Annotated in this window: 17 protein-coding genes; 6 read left to right on the top strand and 11 right to left on the bottom strand. The window is 65.9% G+C overall.

The window, feature by feature from the left end; all coding sequences use genetic code 11:
• Window positions 1–84 precede the first annotated feature (84 nt).
• The 4 genes from KIH07_RS09300 to KIH07_RS09315 all read right to left on the bottom strand — a co-directional run bounded on the left by KIH07_RS09300 (window position 85) and on the right by KIH07_RS09315 (window position 6,024).
• Window positions 85–1,920, bottom strand: coding sequence for a hypothetical protein (locus KIH07_RS09300; RefSeq protein ID WP_226491700.1), 1,836 nt, complete (start codon window positions 1,918–1,920; stop codon window positions 85–87).
• A 105-nt stretch (window positions 1,921–2,025) separates the two neighbouring features.
• Window positions 2,026–2,556, bottom strand: a complete 531-nt coding sequence (locus KIH07_RS09305) for a GNAT family N-acetyltransferase (RefSeq protein ID WP_226491701.1) — start codon at window positions 2,554–2,556, stop codon at window positions 2,026–2,028.
• Window positions 2,557–2,679: 123 nt separating this feature from the next.
• Window positions 2,680–4,350, bottom strand: coding sequence for an acetolactate synthase large subunit (locus tag KIH07_RS09310; protein ID WP_226491702.1), 1,671 nt, complete (start codon window positions 4,348–4,350; stop codon window positions 2,680–2,682).
• Between the two features lie 51 nt (window positions 4,351–4,401).
• The gene (locus tag KIH07_RS09315; RefSeq protein WP_226491703.1) at window positions 4,402–6,024 is read right to left on the bottom strand and encodes an FAD-dependent oxidoreductase; all 1,623 of its coding nucleotides are present in this window, start codon (window positions 6,022–6,024) and stop codon (window positions 4,402–4,404) included.
• A gap of 131 nt (window positions 6,025–6,155) precedes the next feature.
• Here KIH07_RS09315 and KIH07_RS09320 point away from each other — a divergent pair, with 131 nt between their 5' ends.
• The 3 genes from KIH07_RS09320 (at window position 6,156) to prfH (ending at window position 9,293) form a co-directional block, all read left to right on the top strand.
• The gene (locus KIH07_RS09320; RefSeq protein ID WP_226491704.1) at window positions 6,156–7,154 is read left to right on the top strand and encodes an AraC family transcriptional regulator; all 999 of its coding nucleotides are present in this window, start codon (window positions 6,156–6,158) and stop codon (window positions 7,152–7,154) included.
• Between the two features lie 361 nt (window positions 7,155–7,515).
• The gene (locus KIH07_RS09325; RefSeq protein ID WP_226491705.1) at window positions 7,516–8,664 is read left to right on the top strand and encodes an RNA ligase RtcB family protein; all 1,149 of its coding nucleotides are present in this window, start codon (window positions 7,516–7,518) and stop codon (window positions 8,662–8,664) included.
• A complete protein-coding gene (prfH, locus tag KIH07_RS09330) occupies window positions 8,661–9,293 on the top strand; it encodes a peptide chain release factor H (RefSeq protein WP_226491706.1) in 633 nt (210 codons plus the stop codon). Before KIH07_RS09325 ends, prfH begins: the two co-directional genes overlap by 4 nt.
• Window positions 9,294–9,367: 74 nt before the next feature.
• Here prfH and KIH07_RS09335 read toward each other — a convergent pair whose 3' ends face one another.
• The 5 genes from KIH07_RS09335 to KIH07_RS09355 form a co-directional block, all read right to left on the bottom strand.
• Window positions 9,368–10,897: an MFS transporter gene (locus KIH07_RS09335; protein ID WP_226491707.1), complete on the bottom strand. Its 1,530-nt coding sequence runs from the start codon at window positions 10,895–10,897 to the stop codon at window positions 9,368–9,370.
• Window positions 10,898–10,993: 96 nt separating this feature from the next.
• Window positions 10,994–11,365 (bottom strand): GFA family protein, encoded by a 372-nt coding sequence (locus KIH07_RS09340; RefSeq protein WP_226491708.1) that lies wholly within the window; start codon window positions 11,363–11,365, stop codon window positions 10,994–10,996.
• 162 nt (window positions 11,366–11,527) lie between these two features.
• Window positions 11,528–12,730 (bottom strand): ammonium transporter, encoded by a 1,203-nt coding sequence (locus KIH07_RS09345; protein WP_226491709.1) that lies wholly within the window; start codon window positions 12,728–12,730, stop codon window positions 11,528–11,530.
• 225 nt (window positions 12,731–12,955) lie between these two features.
• On the bottom strand, window positions 12,956–13,468 hold the full coding sequence (locus KIH07_RS09350) for a DUF2867 domain-containing protein (protein WP_226491710.1): 513 nt from the start codon (window positions 13,466–13,468) through the stop codon (window positions 12,956–12,958).
• A gap of 130 nt (window positions 13,469–13,598) precedes the next feature.
• The gene (locus tag KIH07_RS09355) at window positions 13,599–14,117 is read right to left on the bottom strand and encodes a bacteriohemerythrin (protein ID WP_226491711.1); all 519 of its coding nucleotides are present in this window, start codon (window positions 14,115–14,117) and stop codon (window positions 13,599–13,601) included.
• 98 nt (window positions 14,118–14,215) lie between these two features.
• On the opposite strand from KIH07_RS09355, the gene KIH07_RS09360 reads away from it, so the two are divergent.
• Complete coding sequence (locus KIH07_RS09360; protein WP_226491712.1) at window positions 14,216–14,551, top strand: DUF805 domain-containing protein; 336 nt, start codon at window positions 14,216–14,218, stop codon at window positions 14,549–14,551.
• Window positions 14,552–14,585: 34 nt separating this feature from the next.
• Here KIH07_RS09360 and KIH07_RS09365 read toward each other — a convergent pair whose 3' ends face one another.
• Together KIH07_RS09365 and argH are read right to left on the bottom strand one after the other, a co-directional pair.
• Window positions 14,586–15,716 carry an HDOD domain-containing protein gene (locus KIH07_RS09365; RefSeq protein WP_226491713.1) on the bottom strand — a complete coding sequence of 377 codons (1,131 nt, stop codon included), beginning with the start codon at window positions 15,714–15,716 and terminating at the stop codon, window positions 14,586–14,588.
• Window positions 15,717–15,848: 132 nt separating this feature from the next.
• Window positions 15,849–17,300 carry an argininosuccinate lyase gene (gene argH, locus KIH07_RS09370; protein ID WP_226491714.1) on the bottom strand — a complete coding sequence of 484 codons (1,452 nt, stop codon included), beginning with the start codon at window positions 17,298–17,300 and terminating at the stop codon, window positions 15,849–15,851.
• 155 nt (window positions 17,301–17,455) lie between these two features.
• On the opposite strand from argH, the gene KIH07_RS09375 reads away from it, so the two are divergent.
• Window positions 17,456–18,517 (top strand): sensor histidine kinase, encoded by a 1,062-nt coding sequence (locus KIH07_RS09375; RefSeq protein ID WP_413465725.1) that lies wholly within the window; start codon window positions 17,456–17,458, stop codon window positions 18,515–18,517.
• A gap of 36 nt (window positions 18,518–18,553) precedes the next feature.
• On the top strand, window positions 18,554–19,300 hold the full coding sequence (locus tag KIH07_RS09380) for a LytR/AlgR family response regulator transcription factor (RefSeq protein ID WP_226491715.1): 747 nt from the start codon (window positions 18,554–18,556) through the stop codon (window positions 19,298–19,300).
• The last annotated feature ends 35 nt before the right edge of the window (window positions 19,301–19,335 follow it).

Raw genomic sequence — 19,335 nt, forward strand, 5'->3', positions numbered from 1 at the left:
CGAAGTACATGTGCGGGGAAAAGGCAAGACCTTATTGTGGCGCCGTTGTCCGAGTTGGTCTGTTTATTTGTGTAGCCAGGAGTATTAGGTGATGAGTGGCTCGTATTTAATTGATGGCGCCAGTGCCATATCTGAACCAAAGACCACATCCCAAACCTCTGCAGTGGTCAAGGGTGTGTCGTTACGTGTAGCGTCGGATGTAAGTGCATGTAGGCGATACTTCTCCCAAGTCGTAAGGTATTGAAGAATGCCATCGATATTTTGTCGTTCGGTGGATATGGAGGCGACCTTCTGAATCGATTTTATTAGTGTGTCGAGATAAACGTGTAGATTTTCAACTAGCGTCGGCAAATAAGGAAGTGCGCTTGCTGTATGCATAATTGAATTTCGAGTGTGATAAATTCTGGATAGATGCCATCTCACCTTTTGGCGATGATGTCTTAGTGTTTGTTGTGTTTCGGCGCGACTTTTGAAAAGTTCTGATAATCGCCAAACCCTGTTTAATAAAAGTGGGTGCATCACCAATAGCGCGGAAACGCTATCCTGTACAGCCTTGTGCTCAGGGCACAATACAAGTTGAACAAACTTCGAAAAAATAGATGCTTCTCCTGGTATTGAACTTATTAGGTCTTTGGTTTCGGGTGAAATTTTACTTACGTCACAATATGCAGAAACAAATATCTTTTGTGGATAGGTGAGGGTTAGCGCGGGAAGCAAACAGTCTGAGAAATACTCTAGTCTTTGATTTTCTTTTCCAGGACGCGATACTAATCCTTCGAGGCCGGCCCAGAGATCGATCAATTGATTTTCTGCTGAGTTGGAAAGAAGGGCTGATCTATGTAAGCGCAGAGTTCTCCGGATTCTGCTGGCTGACTCAGTTGTTAGATGGTCGCCATGAGTGACTGCCCCCATTTCAAGCATTTCATTTTCGGTTGCACTGGTATGGCTAACCCAGCAATGCATTGGGTCCGGAGCTTCGTGAAGACGGTATATTTTGTTTGTTTTCTTGTCTTTTACTAGTGCAAGCTTAGACGACGAAAAATCGTCCTTGTGCTCGTAGAATCTAACCAATCCAACAAATTCTTCAATTATGGTTGCGGAGGTTTTCTGCGCTTGTGCTGGACTTCGCCTCTTTTTGACTTCAATTGTTACGTAGAATTGATTGGGTTCGATCGAGTCAAGAAAACTATGTTGATCTGATGTAATTTCATTCCATTTTGGTTTTTTGTTTGATATTTGAATATTGAATTTTTCCAGTAATTTTGGGTATTTTTGAAAACTATTTGAGCCGATAAAAAGGCATTCATAGTCGGTTTCGATGCCTATGAAGTGGGCGAAGAATTCGTTTAGAAGTTCGGCGGGCTCAATCTGCCCACCTTTTTTTAGACCATTTATGAGTGTGTTTTGCGTAACGTGAAACGTATGCCGTCTTGGAAATCCTAATGTTTCTGCTTGTACAATAAATGAGGATGCGAGATTCAGGAGCTTCTTCTTTTCATTTGGTCTGTTGAGAATTGTGTCGATAATCGAATTAATGATGGATGAAAAGTAGTCCCCCATTGCAATTCTTAGGCCAGAAGCGCCTCGCGCGATTCGATCAGCCTCTGTTAGACTTTCATTTATGCTGTCAATGTGAAATTTTCCCAGTTTCTTTTGACGGTTTGTAAGTGCTGCGTCTTGCCCGATGCTTGCAGACAACTCTTCGATAAATGGTTTTAATGCATCCTTTGATATTCCAGCTGAATGGTTGGCTTGGGCTACATTTTGAAGCTCCAGAGTTCTTGTGAAAGAATTCAATGCCGGAGCCTTGAAGCTATCGTCTGTTAAATCATATAGTTGCTCATCAAGTGTCAATGCAAAGAATACAAGCGCAGTGTGGCTCTGTGAAGGTGTGTCAGTGTTTATTTTGATTTTGCGCATAATAATTCAATGACCTCAAGATATATTTAATTGAAGCTATCTATTTTGGAATTAAGGATGGCTAGAAGTTTCTTAGGTGCTTTGATCGCGCTAGTAGGTGCTCTTTTAAGCCCGGTCTACGGTCCAAGTCATAAACCGACTAAACGGATCCTCCCGATAATCCGCAAACGGCCCACATTCCACAAACCCGAATTGCCGGTACATCGCAACCGCCGCCTCAAACCCCGGCGTGCTGCCGGTTTCCAGGCTCACGCGGGCGTAGCCGCGCTGCCGTGCGGTGGCGAGGATTTCGGTGAGGATGGCGCGGGCTGCGCCCTGGCGCAGGTGGCGGGCGCTGGTGCGCATGGACTTGATTTCGCCGTGGGTGGCGTCCAGCTCTTTGAGCGCGCCGCAGGCCAGCAGTTGTTCTTCTTCAGCGCCGCCGCTGGCGGGGTTGGCCGCTTTCCAGGCGGTCCAGAAGGTGATGGCGGGGTCGCGCAGGGCGCTCACGTCGAGCGCGTGCACGCTCTCGGGGGGTGACTCGGCGTGCATGCCGGCCATGTGCTCTTGCAGCAGGGCGATCACCTGTGGGTGGGTGAGTTCGCGGTCGATGCGGATGTCCACAGGGCTCCCTGATGTGGTTTTTCTGGGAGCCATTCTGTACGTCTTGTTACCCGTACGGCAAGGGGTATGGGCCCGGGTGTGCGTGATTTGGCACACGCCGCGCTGGCGTTTGTGCCTTGTGGGTGCCTTCTTTCTTCTTCGCGTTGGCTTGGGCCTTTACGGCGCGATCTTGCGTTTGAGCGCCTGCGCCAGCGGCTGGGGCAGGCTGGGCAGGGAGCGCAGCAGCCAGGGCAGCAGCCTGCGTTTGGCGCCGCTGAGCGATTCGGGCACCACCGCTTCAATCAGGTGCGGCCCGGGGTGGGCGAGCGCGTATTCCAGTGCTTTCAAGAAGTCTTCGGTGGTGGTGGCGCGCACGGCGTGCACGCCCATGCCCTGGCCGAGCTGGGCGAAGTTGAGCACCGGGCCGTGCAGGTCCAACTGCGACTTGGCCTTGGGCCCGGCTTCGCTGGCGCCCACGCGCTCCAGCTCCACGTTGAGCACCGAGTACGAGGCGTTGTTGAAGATGATGGAGGTGACGTTGAGCTGTTCGCGCGCCATGGTCCAGAGCGCTTGCAGGGTGTACATGGCGGTGCCGTCGCCAATGAGGGCGATCACGGGCCGGGTGGGGCAGGCGATGGCGGCGCCCACGGCGTTGGGCAGGCCCTGGCCGATGGCGCCGCCGGTGAGGGTGATGAGGTCGTGGCGCGGTGCGCCGGCGGTGAGCGCCGAGAGCATGAGGCCCGAGGTGATGGCTTCGTCGATGACGATGGCGTGTTCGGGCAGCAGGTGGCCCACGGCTTTGCAGACCTTGGCGGCGTTGAGCTTGCCGCGCGGGCGGCCGGGGCGCTGCGCGGTTTGCAGCGCGGGGTGGGCCTGGGTCGCGCCCAGGGCGGCGGCGAGTTTGTGCAGGCTGGCCACGGCGTCTTGCTCGGGGCTGGCCAGGGTGTGCACGGTGCAGCTGTCGGGCACCAGATAGCTTTGTTTGCCGGGGTAGGCAAAAAAGGACACGGGGGCTTTGGCGTCCACCAAGACCAGGTGTTCAAGGTCGGCCAGCTGCACGCCGGCCATTTCGGCCAGGTAGGCGATGCGCTCCACCGGCGGCAGGCCGGCGCCGCGCTCCAGCCGGGTGGGGAACACCTCGGCCAGCAGCTTCACGCCGCTGTGGGCGGCCACGCGCGCGGCGGCCAGCAGGCCGGGCTCGCGCAGCGCCTGCCCGCCGAGCAGAAAGGCGGTCTTGCGGCCCGAGCGTGCGGCGTCCGCAATGGCCTGGGCGATGGTGGCTACGGTGGCGTCGCTGGCGGCTTCGGGCTGGGGCAGCGGGGGCGGCGGGCAGGGCTCGCCGCCTTCGCCCCAGGACACGTCGGCCGGCAAGATGAGCGTGGCCACCTGCCCGGGCAGGCCGCGCGCGGCGGTGATGGCGTCGGCCGCATCGCGGCACAAGGCGGCGGTGGTTTGCGAGGTGCGCACGAAGCCGGGCGAGACGTTGCGGGCCACGGTTTCGATGTCGGACTGCAGCTGGGCGTCGTAGCGGGTGTGGTGGGTGGCGTGGTCGCCCACGATGTTGAGCACCGGCACCTTGCCTTTGCGGGCGTTGTGCAGGTTGGCCAGGCCGTTGCCCAGGCCGCAGCCCAGGTGCAGCAGGGTGGCGGCGGGTTTGCCGGTCATGCGGGCGTAGCCGTCGGCCGCGCCGGTGGCCACGCCTTCAAACAGGGCCAGCACGGCGCGCATGCGCGGCTCGTGGTCGAGCGCGGCCACGAAGTGCATTTCGCTGGTGCCGGGGTTGGTGAAGCAGACGTCGATGCCGGCGTCCACCAGCGTTTTCATGAGGGCTTGTGCGCCGTTGGGCATGGGGGTCTCCTGGGCGGGGTGGAAGCGAAAAGGGAGGAGCGGCGCAAGGCCTCAGCCGAGCGCGCGCCCGTTGGCGATGGAGCGCGCCGCGGCCCGCGCGGTGAGGATGCAGCCGGGCAGAAACGTGCCTTCCAGCGAGCGCTTGCCGTTGGCCCCGCCGCCGCCAAAGCCGGCCGCCTCGCCCACGCAGTACAGGCCGGCAATGGGCTGGCCAGCCGCGTCGAGCACGCGGCTTTGCAGGTCGGTGCGCAGGCCGCCCAGGCTCTTGCGGGTGATGAGCTGCATCTGAATGGCGATGTACGGCCCGGCCCCGCGCTGCTGCAACGGGGCGGGCTTGCAGGTGCGCAGCTTGTCGGGCCCCCACTGGCGGGCGTGCTGGATGCGGCGGATCTGGTCGTCGTTGTGCAGGCGGTTGCCGTGGGCGAAGTTGGCGTCGAAGCTGTCGGCGGTGGCCTGCAGCGTGGCGGGGTCGACGTCGTGCGAGCAGGTCAGCGCGTTCATCTTCGCGGCCAGCCCGCCGAGCGTGTCGTCCACCAGAAAGTGGCGGCTCTCGCGCTGCATCTGGCGCACCAGGCGGTGGTTGCCGAGCAGCGTTTCTTTCAGGAACGGCAGGAACTGCTGGTCGCGGATGCGCTGGTTGTGTTCGGCGCCCGAGATGGCGAACTCCTTGGCCGCGATGCGCCAGTTCAGCAGGTGCCAGGTCCAGGGCTTTTCCTGCGCGGCCACGCGCTGGCACAGCCAGTGGGTGTCGAAGCCGGTCACCAGCGGCTCGGGGCCGATGCGCTCGCCCCGGTGGTTGAGCCACAGGGCCGATTTGCAGGGGATGCCGGACAGGCCATGCCCCTCGAAATGCGGGAAGGGGTGGGGGAAGCCGGCGGCGTAGTTCCACATCTCGCCGGCGTGGGCGATGTGCCCGCCCAGGTGGTCGGCCACCCAGTGGTGCAACTGGCCGTCGGCGAACGGGTGGGCGCCGTTGAGCATGGCCGCGGGCATGGGGCGGTCTTTCGGCCAGTTGGCGCGGGTCTGCGCGTGGCCGCCGTTGAGGCCGCCCATGGCCAGCACCACCACCGGCGCCCGCAGGTGCAGCTCGGCCCCGCTGGCTTCGTCCACCGCCACCGCCCCGGCCACCTGGCCGGCCTGCCGCTCCAGCGCGGTGACGCGGTGGCCGTGCAGCACGGTCAGGCGCCCGCCCTGGCCGGCCTGGCGCAGGGCGTCCACCAGGCGGCGGGTGAGTTCGCGCGCGGTGCCCCAGACGATGTGGTAGCGCGGCAGGCTGTTGCCGTCGCCGTGCAGGCCGCGTTCCACCCAGTTCACCGCGGGCATGAACTTCACGCCTTCGCCCAGCAGCCAGTCGTGCACCAGCGGGCGCGAGTGCTCCACGTAGTGGCGTGCCCACTGCAGGGGGTGTTCGTCGTCGGGGTCCAGCTCGCCAAAGCGCAGCCAGTCGCGCAGCGCCCGCTCAGGCGTGTCGGGAATCTTCATGCGCGCCTGCAGCGGCGTGCCCACCAGTGCCATGCCACCAAAGGCCCACAGGGCCAGTCCGCCGAAGCGCTCGGGCGTGTCGCGGTCCACCAGCGTCACGCTCTGGCCCGCGCGCAGCGCCTCCAGCGCCGTGACGATGCCGGCCAGCCCGCCCCCGGCCACCACCACATCGGAAAACCAATGCTCTGCCATGTCTTGTCTCCTTGCGCCGTTGTGCCGGCACCTTTGGGGTGCCCGGTTGCTGGAGCACACGTTAGCCGTCTATCATCGCCAGCGATTGACTTTGCAGGACAAGCAGATTGACTTTACAGGCCACAGTCTCCATGAGCTGGGTGAACACGGTGCTGGACGCGGCGCAGCGCCAGGGCGTGTCGCGCGAGGCGGTGCTGGCCGCCGCCGGCATCGCCACGGCCGAGCTGCAGGCCGAGCGCTGGCCCATCGACCACATCACCCGCCTGTGGCGCGCGGCGGTGCGGTGCACGCAAGACCCGGGCTTCGGTCTCAAGGCCGGCGCGGTGGTGGGGCCGGCCAGCTTCAACGTGGTCAGCTACCTGCTGCAGTCGTCGCCCACGCTGCGCGAGTCGATCGCGGTGGTGCAGAAATACCAGCGCCTCATCAGCGACGGCGGGCGGTTCCAGGTGATCGCGGGCCCGCAGGCCAGCTGGGTGGTGTACCACCCGCGCCAGGGCGAGCTGGCCTTCAGCCCGCACCAGATCGAGGCGGTGCTGGCCGCCGTGGTGGCGTTTTCGCGCTGGGTCACCGGCCGCGCCGTGCGGCCACTGAAGGTGCAGTTCAGCCAGGCGGCGCTGGGCCCGCTGGGCGGCTACCGCGAGGTGTTTCAGTGCCCGGTGGCGTTCGACCAGGCCTTCAGCGGCGTGCTGCTGGACAACGCCGTGCTGGACACCCCGCTGCCCCAGGCCGACGCCCAACTGGCCCACCTGCACCACGAATACGCCGCCGCCAGGCTGGCGGCGCTGACGCCACCCGAGAGCGACACCCTGGCGCAAGAGCTGCGCCGCTGGCTCGACGCGCAACTGCAAAGCCCCAGCGGCCAGGCCAGCCCGGTGCCCAGCCGCGAACGCGCCGCCCAGATGCTGGGCCTGGGCCCGCGCACCCTGGCGCGGCGCATGCAGGCGCAAGGGCTGGACTTTTCCACCCTGCTGGACCAAGCCCGCCGCGACGCCGCCCTGCACGCCGTGGCCCACACCCAGCGCGCACTGGCCGACATCGGCCACAGCCTCGGCTTCGCCGAACCCAGCACCTTCTGGCGCGCCTTCAAACGCTGGACGGGCAAGACGCCCGCGCAGTGGCGGGGGCGGTAGGGGGCGAGGCGGCGCTGTGTCGCCAAAAGACGTCAATACCCGCCACCAACGTTTCCATTTCGCGCGCCAGCCGCTACAGTTCGTGCCCTGCGGTTGGGCCGTGGTCTTCAACGATCACCTGAGCGCAGCAACCCCCACCCATCAACCCCCTCAACAGGAGAGCAACATGCAAAAAAACACGACCTCCCTGTGGGCTGGGTCAGCGGTGGCGGGGCTTTCGGTTTAACCGTCGGTTAAGCCTCCCCCACTTTTTGTTCCGCGCCCCACGGCGCTGTCTGACGCGAAAGCGTTGGCGGCGTGGTCGTGGTGCGCGCGTGTCTGTCCCGGTCCGGTTTCAACGTTTTTTGAATCTGGATTTTTCATGGGCAATTTTGTCAAGAAGCTGTCGGACCGCGCCTGCGTGCTCGTGTCCGACTCGACGTGGATGGAAGACGCGGCCATCGCGCAGCTCATCACCACGTCACAACTCGAGGGCATGCAGCGCGTGGCTGGCATGCCCGATCTGCACCCCGGTCGCGGCTACCCGGTCGGGGCCGCGTTTTTCTCGACGCAGCGGTTCTACCCCGCCCTGGTGGGCAACGACATCGGCTGCGGCATGGGGCTGTGGCAGACCGACTTGCAGGCGAGCGCGACCCGGCTGGACAAGCTGGAGAAGCGCGTGGGCAACATCGACGGTCCGATGGACGACGGGGACGCGCGGGCGCAGGCCATGCAGGACGCCGGTGTGCAAGCCAACGGCCACGAGGCCTCGTTGGGCACCCTGGGCGGCGGCAACCACTTCGCGGAGTTTCAGCAGGTGGACACGGTGTATGTGCCCGAAGCGCTCGCTGCGCTGGGCATCGACAAGCAGCGTCTGCTGCTGTTGGTGCACAGCGGCTCGCGGGGCTTGGGCGAGCGCATCCTGCGCCAGCATGTCGATGCCTTTGGCCACCGCGGTCTGGAGGCCGACACGCCCGAGGCCGCGGCCTATCTGGCGCAGCACGACGCGGCCATGCGCTATGCGCGCTGCAACCGCACGCTGGTGGCGCACCGGCTGCTGGCGAATGTGCGGGCCGAGGGCCGCAGCGTGCTGGACGTGCACCACAACTTCGTGGCGCCGTCCGTCATCGACGGGCAGGCCGGCTGGCTGCACCGCAAGGGCGCGACACCGTCGGACGCCGGGTCGGTGCTGATCCCCGGCTCGCGCGGGGACCACAGCTACCTGGTGCGCCCCATCCGCGAATGCCACGACAGTTTGTTGTCGCTGGCGCACGGCGCCGGGCGCAAGTGGGTTCGTTCGGCCTGCAAGGACCGCCTGTTCACGCTGATGACGCCCACGCAGATGGGGCGCACCGCGCTGGGCAGCCGCGTGATCTGCAACGACCGCCAGCTGATCTACGAGGAAGCGCCACAGGCCTACAAAAGCATCGACAGTGTGGTGCAGGTGCTGGTGGGCTCGGGACTGATCGAGTTGCTGGCGCGGACCAGGCCGGTGCTGACCTACAAGACACGTGGGGAGTGCTGCGAATGATCTTGCTGCAATTGACGGCCAACACGGGCCCTGAAGAATGCTGCCTGGCCGTGCGCAAGGCGCTGGCGCAGCTGCTGCGCGAATGCGAGGGTGCGGGCGTCAGCGCCGAGTTGCTGGAGCAGGTGCCCAGCGAGGTGCCGGGCAACTTTCGTTCGGTGCTGCTGGCGCTGGAAGGTGCCGCCGCCGAAGCGCTGGCCAAACGCTGGCGCGGCAGTGTGCTGTGGATGTGTCCGAGCCCGTACCGGCCGGGGCACAAGCGCAAGAACTGGTTCATCGGTGTGGAGGTCTTTGAGACCGATGCACCGATGGGCGGCGCGCAAGCGCTGGAAGACAAGGACCTGCGTTTCGAAACCCTGCGCGCCAGCGGCCCGGGCGGCCAGCACGTCAACAAGACCGATTCGGCCGTGCGCGCCACGCACGTCCCCAGCGGTTTGAGCGTGAAGGTGCAGACCGAGCGCAGCCAGCACGCCAACAAGCGCCTCGCCCGCGCCCTGCTGGCGCACAAACTGGCGGCCCAGGCGGATGACGCCGCCAGCGCGGCCCGCAACCAACGCTGGCGGCAGCACCACGGCGTGGAGCGCGGGAACGCGGCACGCGCGTTTCGGGGGGAGGGGTTTGTGGAGGTGTAGGCACCCTGTCTTGGGCCGCTCGCTCCTGTGTGGAGGGAGCGGCTCAACCCGCTGGCGGGATGCCAGCGCCCCCGCTACCGCCGTCTCAGCATGCGCGCCGCCAGCACGCTGGCCAGCAGCATCAGCGCGCTGCCGGTGAGCGCGGTGAATTGCAGTGCGTCGGTGAAGGCGGCGCGGGCCATGAATATCAGCGCTTGCGCCGCTTCGGCGGGCAGGCGTTCGGCCACCGCGAGGGCGCCGCCCAGGGTGGCCAGCGCTTCCGGGGGCAGGCCCTGGCCGCTGGCCTGCGTGAGCTGCTGGCGGTAGATCAGCGTGCCCGCGCTGCCAAACAGCGCGATGCCCAAAGCGCCGCAGAACTCCGAACTGGTTTCGGCGATGGCCGAGGCGGCGCCGGCGCGTTCGGGTGGCGCCGAGGTGATGATCTGCTCGGTGCCGATGGCGAACACCGGCGCCATGCCCAGGCTGACCACGACCATGCCGGCCACCAGCACCCACAACGCCCAGGGGCCGTCGGCCCACACCATCATCAGCATGCCGGCCGCCGCCGCAGCGAGGCACCACACCATCACCGGCCCGGGCCCGAAACGCCGCGCCAGCCAGGGCGCCAGCACCATGGAGCCGAACACGAAACCGCCCGCCCACGGCACCGTGGCCCAGCCGGCCTGCAGCGGCGAAAGCGCCAGCACCATCTGCAGGTGTTGGGCAATGAAGATGTAGATGCCGAACATGGCCAGGCACGACAGGCCGTAGGCCATGATGGCCGTGCGGAAGCTGGGGATGGCGAACAGCCGCAGTTCGAGCAGCGGGTAGTCGATGCGCTTCTGGCGCCGCACGAACGCCACGCCAATGGCCAGCCCGGCGAGCAGCAAGGCCAGTCGTCCCGGGCTCGGCCCGTATTCGGCCATGGCCTTGACGGCGTAGATCAGGCTGAGCACCGCGGTCAGCGAGAGCAGCACGCTGGCCGGGTCGATGCGGCCGGCGTGTTCGTCGCGGTATTCGGGCAGCAGGCGCGGCCCGAGCACCAGCAGCAGGGCCATCACCGGCACGGCGGGCAGGAACACCGAGCCCCACCAGAAGTGCTCCAGCAGCCAGCCGCCCACCAACGGGCCGATGGCGCTGCCGACCGAAAACGCGGTGATCCACACGCCGATGGCGAACTGGCGCTGCGTGTCGTCGTGGAACATGTTGCGGATCAACGAGAGCGTGGACGGCGCCAGGGTGGCGCCGGCAATGCCCAGCAGCGCGCGCAGCGCGATCAGCTCAGCGGGGGTGCGCGCGAACGCGGCCAGCACCGAGGCCACGGCGAAGAAGGCCGCGCCGATCAGCAGCAGGCGGCGGCGCCCGATGCGGTCCCCCAGCGTGCCCATGGTGATCAGGAAACCGGCGACGAGAAAGCCGTAGATGTCGATGATCCACAGCAGTTGCGAGGCGCTGGGTACCAGCGCCCGGCTGAGCGCCGGTACGGCCAGGTTGAGCACCGTCAGGTCCATGGCGTAGACCAGACAGGGCAGGGCGATCACGGCCAGCCCCCACCATTCGCGGGGGGTGGCTTTCGTGGGCGGAGCGGGTGAAGCGTCGGGCAGGGTGGGCGAGGAATGGCTCATGGGGTCGGCTGTCTGCCCCCGGCTTGGTCCGGCCAGGACGACGGCAGGCGGTCTGCGGGGATGATCGGGGCGGCGGAAGGCTGGCGCCCCCCAGGCTCAGAGGCTCTTGCCGTCGAAATGGTGCACAGGAATGGCCGCGAGGTCGATGCCGTCGATGCAGCGCAGGTTGATCGCCGCGATGGCGTTGCCCTTGGGGTCGGTGCCTTCGCCGTAGGGGTGGATGCCGCAGACGGGGCAGAAGCGGTGCCGGATCGCGTGTTTGTTGAACAGGTAGGTCGAGGCCGCGTCCTCGGGCGTTTTCAGGACCAGGCTGGCGCGCGGCGCGAACCAGAGCAGCGAGCCCTTGCGCGAGCAGATCGAGCAGTTGCAGGCGAGCGCGCTGTCGATTGCGCCGTGGACTTCAAATACGATGCGGCCGCAATGGCAGCTGCCGGTGTGGGTCGGGGTGGGGGTTGATTCAGAGGGCATGGTGGGTGCAGTGTGGTGGATCTGAAGAGGGCCTTCAAGATCCACGACGAACGACCCGCCCTGTTTTCGACAGCGGGGGCTCCTTTTGAGGACCCACCATGGTCATGTCTCCCGCCGTGCCCGTGGTCGCTCGTGCCGACCTCGCGCCTTCCCCACAAGCGATCACCAGCTCACTTCCCGGTCCGGCGTGGCGCTGATGCGGTGGATGCTCAGGTCCGCGCCGTCGTATTCCTCTTCCTGGCTCAGCCGCAGGCCCATGACCGCCTTGAGCGTGCCATAGACCACCGCGCCGCCCAGCAGCGCCCAGACCACGCCCAGGCCGGTGCCGATGACTTGCGCGCCGAAGCTCACGCCGCCCAGCCCGCCCAGCGCCTGTTGGCCGAAGATGCCGGCGGCGATGCCGCCCCAGGTGCCGCACAGGCCATGCAGCGGCCAGACGCCGAGCACGTCGTCGATCTTCCAGCGGTTCTGCGTCAGCGTGAACATGCCCACGAAGAGCGCGCCCGCCACGGCGCCGACCACCAGCGCGCCCAGTGGGTGCATGAGGTCGGAGCCCGCGCACACGGCCACCAGGCCGGCCAGCGGGCCGTTGTGCACGAAACCGGGGTCGTTCTTGCCGGCCAGCAGCGCGGCCAGCGTGCCGCCCACCATGGCCATGAGCGAGTTCACCGCCACCAGGCCCGAGATGTTTTCCAGCCGCTGCGCGCTCATCACGTTGAAGCCGAACCAGCCCACGCAGAGAATCCACGCGCCCAGTGCGAGGAAGGGGATGCTCGACGGCGGGTGGGCCGACATGCCGCCGTCCTTGCGGTAGCGGTTGGCGCGCGCGCCCAGGAAGATGACGGCGGGCAACGCGATCCAGCCGCCCACGGCGTGCACCACCACCGAGCCGGCGAAGTCGTGGAAGACCGCGCCGGTGGTGGCCTCGATCCAGGCCTGCACGCCGAAGTGGCCGTTCCAGGCGATGCCCTCGAAGAAGGGGTAGACCAGGCCGACGATGACGGCCGTTGCGATCAGTTGTGGCCAGAACTTGGCGCGTTCGGCAATGCCGCCGGAGATGATGGCGGGGATGGCGGCCGCGAAGGTGAGCAGGAAGAAGAACTTCACCAGCTCGTAGCCGTTTTTCTGGGCCAGCGTCTCGGCGCCGACGAAGAACGAGGCGCCGTAGGCCACGCCGTAGCCGACGACGAAGTAGGCGATGGTCGAGACCGAAAAGTCCACCAGGATCTTGACCAGGGCGTTGACCTGGTTCTTCTTGCGAACCGTGCCCAGCTCCAGAAAGGCGAAACCCGCGTGCATGGCCAGGACCATGATGCCGCCGAGCAGGATGAACAGGGCATCAGCGCCCTGTTTGAGTGCGTCCATGTGAATCTCCGTGCAGAAATAACTTGTTTTGGTGCGTTGAAAGCGCCAAAACAGGGTCTGCATGGCGAATCGCACCATTCGCAAGCAAAAAACAAGCCAGATACTTCATGGTGGTGCGGTAGGCACCGAATGGGTGCCTTGGGCCCGATGTTCAGGCCGTGCGGCGCCGGCGCCGCGCGCACCGGTGGTGTGCGGTCAGACGCAGGGGATGCATTCCGGTGTGCTTCAGCCAATCGCCCGCAACGTCGCGGGCACGATCAACCGGTGCATGGGCGTGACCGGCAGCATGTACAGCCTGCCCAGCGCGTTCTTGGTGTGGACCACAGTGGTGACGGTTACACGGGCCCGGTCGTTGGCGGCGGGTGCGCGGTGCACGGAGATCACCACGCTCAGGTGCTTGTCGTTGTCACCGAGCAGCACCTCGTCGGGCGTGTTTTCGATCAGGGTGAAGATGCCCACGCGGTCGCCAGGGCGGTAGTCGGCGTCGGGGCGGGCGGGGTCGATCTGCGAGAGCGCACCCAGGTTCTTGATGCCGAAGACCTGCACGATGCGGTTGCGCAGCGCCATGCAGGCGTTGACCCAGCCGGGCGTGGCCTGTGCGGCCTTGAGAAACTGGCCGAGCGCGCTGCGCTGGGGGTCGGCGGCGTCGATGGCCCAGGCGTCGAAGAAGTCGGCACCCTCCAGACGGGGAGCGATGCGGCTGTCGGCGGGCGGGCTGGTTTCGGAGGGGATGTTCATGGGGGGCTTCTTTCGCTGGGCATCAGCCGCACGACCCGCGTCCACGCCCCTGGCCCGACTATAGCCAGCGGCCACAGCGCGCCCACAAAAAAGCCACCCGGCGGGTGGCTTGGTCGTGGCGTTCGGCCGTTCAGCTGCAGCTCACGCTGCCGCAGCCGCTCATGGAGGCGGGCCGCACCTTGCTCGGGTCGGCCAGGGTTTCGGTGCGGGAGTCGAAGCCCACATCTTTCATGTGCAGCGCCAGGCCGGCGTCCATGCTGGCGGCGTGCTGCGGAAACCACTCGACCAGCGCCTCGGCCAGGCGCGAGATGATTTCCGTGTCGCCCTGCTCGTAGTGCTCGACCACGGCGCGCAGGGTGTCCAGGATGGTGGCGTGGTGCGAGGCGTGGCAGTTGTCGGCGGCGAAGCCGGTGGCCAGCATCCAGCGCTCTTCCTGCGCGAAATGCTCCACCGTGTGCGCCACGAATGTGCGGTACAGCGGCAGTTGCTGGTCGTGCGGCGTGGCCAGCAGCTCGTTGAGCATGACCACGAACTCTTCGTGCGTGTCGTCCATGCGGGCGTCGCCCGTCTGCAGTTGGGGGGACCAGTCCAGCCCAGCCGTGGCTGGCGTGGGCGTGTGGGGGGCGGTGGAGGTTGCAGTGGTGTCCATGGTCCGGAAATGTAGCCGCAGTGGCGGCGACGGGGCTTGATGGAGGTCAAGCGGGCCCCGGCTATCATGCCGCCACCAACTACCTTCTGGAGGATGAGATGAACTTTGTCGATGCCGTCAAGACCTGTTTCACCAAGTACGTGGGGTTCGAGGGGCGCGCGACGCGCTCGGAGTATTGGTGGTGGGTGCTGTTCCTGATCGTTGTGGGGGTGGTGCTGGGCATGCTCCGCATGGGGATGGTGCACAACCTGTTTTCGCTCGCCACGCTGCTGCCGTCGATCGCGGTGGGCGCGCGCCGTCTGCACGACATCGGCAAGAGCGGTTGGTGGCAGCTCATCGGCCTGATCCCGGTGATCGGTTGGTTGGTGTTGATCTACTGGGCCGTGCAGCCCAGCCAGGGCAGCAACGCTTACAGCGGGGCACCGTCCCAGTAACAACGGCCTTGTCGGGCGGCGGGCCGGCCCGTTCTCAGGCCCGCGGGTCGTCCAGCATCTGCAGCACGGCGGCCTGCACGTCGGGCGATGCCAGGGCCTGCTCCAGCCGCGCGAGCGCCGGGTGGGAGAGGCTGGCGCGCAGATGGTGGGTGTCCGCGCCCTGGTCCTGCCGCAGCTCGTAGCCTTCCAGGCCGCGCATCTGGCCGAGTGCCAGCCGTTCGCCCAGGCGGGCGCAGAGGTAACCCAGCGCCAGCCGGGGTGCGCGAGCGGGGTCGGTTGCCAGGTACGGGGTGACGAGTTGCCGCCCCATGGCGCTGACCTCGCCGACGAGGCTGGTGGGCAGTTCCCAGGTCTTCATCAGCAGGGCACCGATCTCGCAGGCGTTCAGCCCCAGCAGGTCCTGCTCCAGCCGGGCGCGCTCCAGGCGGCCGCTGGCGAGCCACCGGCCCAGTTCCGAAGGCGGGATGAGCGAGGCGGTCGCCAACTGGCCGACGAAGCTCAGCACCACCTGGGTGGAGAGCGAGCCCTGCTCGGGCAGGTTGAGGGCCTTGCCCAGGCGCACGGCCAGTTCGCTGGCGATGGCGCTGGCCTTCCAGATCACGTCAAACGCCTTTTGCGTGTTCGCCAGCGTGGGCTTGAAGGCCTCGGCCAGCATGTATTGCAGGCAGATGCCGCGCACCGAGTTCATGCCCAGAAAGGTGACCGCCTGGCCGATGTTGGTCACCGGTCTGTGCAGACCGTAGAAGGGCGCGTTGACGGTGGAGATCACCCGCGCGGCGATCAGTGGCTCGCCCATCACGAGATCGCTGAGTTCGGCCGAGCCGGCCGTGGCAACGAATTCGGGCGACAGCAGTTGCTGCATGGAGCGCGGCGGGCGCGGGATGCCGCGCACGGCGGCGATCATGGTGGCGCGGTGCTCGGCGTCGAGCTCGGTTTCGGCGCGCCAGCGGAAGTTCGCCAGCTCGGGCGGCAACGGTTGTTCGGGTGGGGCGGCGGCGGGCGCCTGGGCGGGCGAGGCGGTTGTGGCTGCGCTGCGTTCGGTGCTTGCCCTGGGCGGCCGGGTGGTCTGGGCGGTGGTGGGGGTACGCCCTGCCGGGCGGAGGAACCACCACGAGGCCACGGCGAAGGCCAATGCGGCGGCGATCCACAAAGAGAGTGAAGACACGGGGCTCCTCCGATTCGGGGTTGTGGCCACGCAGAACGCGGACCTTGTTTTTCCCCTTTATCGGCGTCCCAGCGGTGATCTTGAGCCCAAGAGTCGGCCGATGCCTGGCCCTCTGGCGGCCAGAGGCGGGCTTCAGGCCAGGCGGGTGCGGTGGCGCGCAATCTGCGTCAACACCTGGGCCGGCGCGGTGCCGCCCAGGGTGTTGCGGGCGTTGAGGCTGCCACGCAGGCTCAGGCACTCGTACACGTCTTTTTCGATGGACGCGTTGAAGCCCTGCAGCACAGCCAGCGGCAGCTCGGACAGGTCGCAGGCGTGGCTGGTGGCGGCCTTCACGGCGTGGGCCACGGTTTCGTGCGCGTCGCGGAAGGGCAGGCCCTTCTTCACCAGGTAGTCGGCCAGGTCGGTGGCGGTGGCGTAGCCCTTCTTGGCCGCGTCTTCCATGGCCTGGGCGTTGACGGTGATGCCGCCTTCCTTCTGGCCGTTGGCCGGGTTGAGCTGGCCACCCACCATCTCGCAGAAGATGCGCAACGTGTCTTTCAGCGTGTCCACGGTGTCGAACAGCGGCTCTTTGTCTTCCTGGTTGTCCTTGTTGTAGGCCAGCGGCTGGCCCTTCATGAGCGTGAGCAGACCCATGAGGTGCCCGAACACCCGGCCGGTCTTGCCGCGGGCCAGCTCGGGCACGTCGGGGTTCTTCTTCTGCGGCATGATGGAACTGCCGGTGGTGAAGCGGTCGGCGATCTTCACGAAGCCGAAGTTCTGGCTCATCCACAAGATCAGCTCCTCGCTGAAGCGGCTGATGTGCACCATGCACAACGAGGCGGCGGCGGTGAATTCGATCGCGAAGTCGCGGTCGGACACACCGTCCAGGCTGTTCTGGCAGACCTGGGCCACGCCCTTGTCATCGACCATGCCCAGCGTGACGGCCACGCGTTCGCGGTCCAGCGGGTAGGTGGTGCCGGCCAGCGCGGCGCTGCCCAGCGGCAGGCGGTTGGTGCGGCGGCGCACGTCGGCCATGCGCTCGGCGTCGCGGGCGAACATTTCCACATAGGCCAACAGATGGTGGGCGAAGCTCACCGGCTGCGCCACCTGCAGGTGGGTGAAGCCGGGCAGGATCACTTCCACGTTCTTCTCGGCCACGTCCACCAGCGCGGTTTGCAGCTCTTTCAGCAGATCGGAAATCAAATCGATCTCGCCGCGCAGCCACAGGCGCACGTCGGTGGCGACCTGGTCATTGCGGCTGCGGCCGGTGTGCAGGCGCTTGCCGGCGTCGCCCACCAGTTGGGTCAGGCGCGCTTCGATGTTCAGGTGCACGTCTTCCAGATCGAGCTTCCACTCAAACGTGCCGGCTTCGATCTCGCTGCGGATCTGCGCCATGCCGCGCTCGATGGCGGCGCGGTCGTCGGCGCCGATGATGCCCTGGGCGGCCAGCATTTCAGCGTGGGCCAGACTGCCGGTGATGTCGGCCAGCCAGAGGCGTTTGTCGAAGAAGACGCTGGCGGTGTAGCGCTTGACCAACTCGCTCATGGGCTCCGAGAATAGGGCGGACCAGGCTTGGGATTTCTTGTCGAGTTGGTTGGTGGACATGGTGGAGCCAGCGGCGTGTGGGTGAAGAAGGCGGCGCACAGGCCGCGGGCAAGGATGCTCAAGGGCTTGAGCCGGGTGCTGCTCGCCGGGGTTGGGGAAGGAAGGACGGCCTGTGCGCCTGTCCGTGGTTCCCGTGCCGGCCTATAGTGCGACCCATGAAAGATTCCCGAATTTTATCGACCTTCCAGGAGCTGGCCCCGGCGAAGGGCACGCGCCCCTTGCTCAAGATGCCCGAGCATGGCCAGGCCCATGAGCTGGTGTTCGACACCTGCCAGGTCGGGGTGGTGCTGCGCGCGGTGCTGTTCGTGCAGGCCATCGTGCTGGTGGCCTCGCTGTTTGAGTCCCAGTCCCTGTGGGGCTGGATGTCGCAGATGGCCATGCTCACCGGCGCGGCGCTGCCGGCCGTGCTGGCGTGGCTGCTGGTGGTGTGCATGCTCAAGCGGCCGCTCTGGTGTCTGCCGATGCCGCTCCAATGGACCGTGGGTGTTGGGCTGGGCGCGCTGGCGGCACTCTACGGTTGTGGTCTGTTGAACTGGATGGGCCTGCTGGAGCCCGCCCCCTGGCTGGGCAGTGCCGCGTCGGGGGCCCTGGTGGCCGCGGTGCTGGTGGCCGGGCTGGTGTGGCGCGCCAAGGCGCGCACCCCTGCCGGCACCACGGCGCAGCTGGCCGAGCTGCAGGCGCGCATCCGGCCGCACTTTCTTTTCAACACGCTCAACAGCGCGATCGCGCTGGTGCGCGCCGAACCGGCCAAGGCCGAGCGACTGCTGGAAGACCTGAGCGAGCTGTTTCGCCACGCGCTGGCCGACGCCAAGGAGGCGGTTCCGCTGGGGCAGGAACTGGAACTGGCCCGGCACTACCTGGCCATCGAGCAGGTGCGGTTCGGCGATCGTCTGCGGGTGGAGTGGAGCATCGACGAAAACGCCTCGCGGGCGAAGCTGCCGCCCCTGATCCTGCAGCCGCTGGTGGAAAATGCCGTGAAGCACGGCGTGGAGCCCAGCCCCATGGGGGCGGTGGTGCGCATCAGCACGAAGCGCCGCGGTTCGGTGGTGGTGATCAAGGTGACCAACACGGTGCCGGCCGGCAGCGGCGTGCCCGGCCATGGTCTGGCGCTGGACAATGTGCGCCAGCGGCTGAACCTGTTGCACGACGTGCAGGGGCGTTTCCAGAGCGCACTGGTTGATGGGGTGTTTCAGGTGCGACTCGAAATACCGGTATAAGGTCTGTTTCTGAAGCCACAAGCAACGGAGCGTGACATGGCACTGAAGGTACTCATCGTTGACGACGAACTGCTGGCCCGCTCGCGGCTGCGCACGCTGCTGGGCGACTGCACCGATCCACACGCGGAGGTGGTGGGCGAGGCGAGCAATGCGGTGCAGGCCATGGAGCAGATCCGGCGCCTGCCCTGCGACCTGGTGCTGCTCGACATTCACATGCCCGGTGTGGACGGCATGGCGCTGGCGGCCACGTTGCGGGAATTGGCGGTACGGCCCATGGTCGTGTTCGTGACGGCGCACGCCGAACACGCGGTGCATGCCTTTGAACTCGAAGCCGCCGACTACCTGACCAAGCCCGTGCGGCTGGAGCGCCTGCAGCAGGCACTTCAGAAGGTGCAGCGCCTGCGCGCCGCCAGCGAGGCGGGCGCGGCCGACGACACGGGCGCAGGCGAGTGCCTCATCATCCAGGAGCGCGGGCGCAGCGAGCGCGTGGCGCTGGCCGACGTGATCTACCTCAAGGCCGAGCTGAAGTACATCACCGTGCGCACGGCCGAGAAGGAACACATCTACGACGGCGCTCTGAGCGATCTGGAGCAGAAGTACGCGCATCTGTTTGTGCGGGTGCACCGCAATGCGCTGGTGGCGCGGCGCCGGGTGCGGGCGGTGGAGAAGCACAACGACCCGGTGGACGGCGAGGGCTGGACGGTGCGGCTCGATGGGGTGGACGAGCGTCTGGCCGTTTCCCGCCGGCAACTGGCGGCGGTTCGTGAAGCGCTGATGACTTGAGGTTTTTTGATGGGCTTGCTCCGGTCATCGGCAAC

This window comes from Hydrogenophaga taeniospiralis, from assembly GCF_020510445.1.
Lineage (GTDB): Bacteria > Pseudomonadota > Gammaproteobacteria > Burkholderiales > Burkholderiaceae_C > Hydrogenophaga.

Bases quoted from the DNA above. Each gene is read 5' to 3' on its own strand.
- KIH07_RS09300 (WP_226491700.1), bottom strand. From the start codon at position 1,920: ATGCGCAAAATCAAAATAAACACTGACACACCTTCACAGAGCCACACT.
- KIH07_RS09305 (WP_226491701.1), bottom strand. From the start codon at position 2,556: ATGGCTCCCAGAAAAACCACATCAGGGAGCCCTGTGGACATCCGCATC.
- KIH07_RS09310 (WP_226491702.1), bottom strand. From the start codon at position 4,350: ATGCCCAACGGCGCACAAGCCCTCATGAAAACGCTGGTGGACGCCGGC.
- KIH07_RS09315 (WP_226491703.1), bottom strand. From the start codon at position 6,024: ATGGCAGAGCATTGGTTTTCCGATGTGGTGGTGGCCGGGGGCGGGCTG.
- KIH07_RS09320 (WP_226491704.1), top strand. From the start codon at position 6,156: ATGAGCTGGGTGAACACGGTGCTGGACGCGGCGCAGCGCCAGGGCGTG.
- KIH07_RS09325 (WP_226491705.1), top strand. From the start codon at position 7,516: ATGGGCAATTTTGTCAAGAAGCTGTCGGACCGCGCCTGCGTGCTCGTG.
- prfH (WP_226491706.1), top strand. From the start codon at position 8,661: ATGATCTTGCTGCAATTGACGGCCAACACGGGCCCTGAAGAATGCTGC.
- KIH07_RS09335 (WP_226491707.1), bottom strand. From the start codon at position 10,897: ATGAGCCATTCCTCGCCCACCCTGCCCGACGCTTCACCCGCTCCGCCC.
- KIH07_RS09340 (WP_226491708.1), bottom strand. From the start codon at position 11,365: ATGCCCTCTGAATCAACCCCCACCCCGACCCACACCGGCAGCTGCCAT.
- KIH07_RS09345 (WP_226491709.1), bottom strand. From the start codon at position 12,730: ATGGACGCACTCAAACAGGGCGCTGATGCCCTGTTCATCCTGCTCGGC.
- KIH07_RS09350 (WP_226491710.1), bottom strand. From the start codon at position 13,468: ATGAACATCCCCTCCGAAACCAGCCCGCCCGCCGACAGCCGCATCGCT.
- KIH07_RS09355 (WP_226491711.1), bottom strand. From the start codon at position 14,117: ATGGACACCACTGCAACCTCCACCGCCCCCCACACGCCCACGCCAGCC.
- KIH07_RS09360 (WP_226491712.1), top strand. From the start codon at position 14,216: ATGAACTTTGTCGATGCCGTCAAGACCTGTTTCACCAAGTACGTGGGG.
- argH (WP_226491714.1), bottom strand. From the start codon at position 17,300: ATGTCCACCAACCAACTCGACAAGAAATCCCAAGCCTGGTCCGCCCTA.
- KIH07_RS09375 (WP_413465725.1), top strand. From the start codon at position 17,456: ATGAAAGATTCCCGAATTTTATCGACCTTCCAGGAGCTGGCCCCGGCG.
- KIH07_RS09380 (WP_226491715.1), top strand. From the start codon at position 18,554: ATGGCACTGAAGGTACTCATCGTTGACGACGAACTGCTGGCCCGCTCG.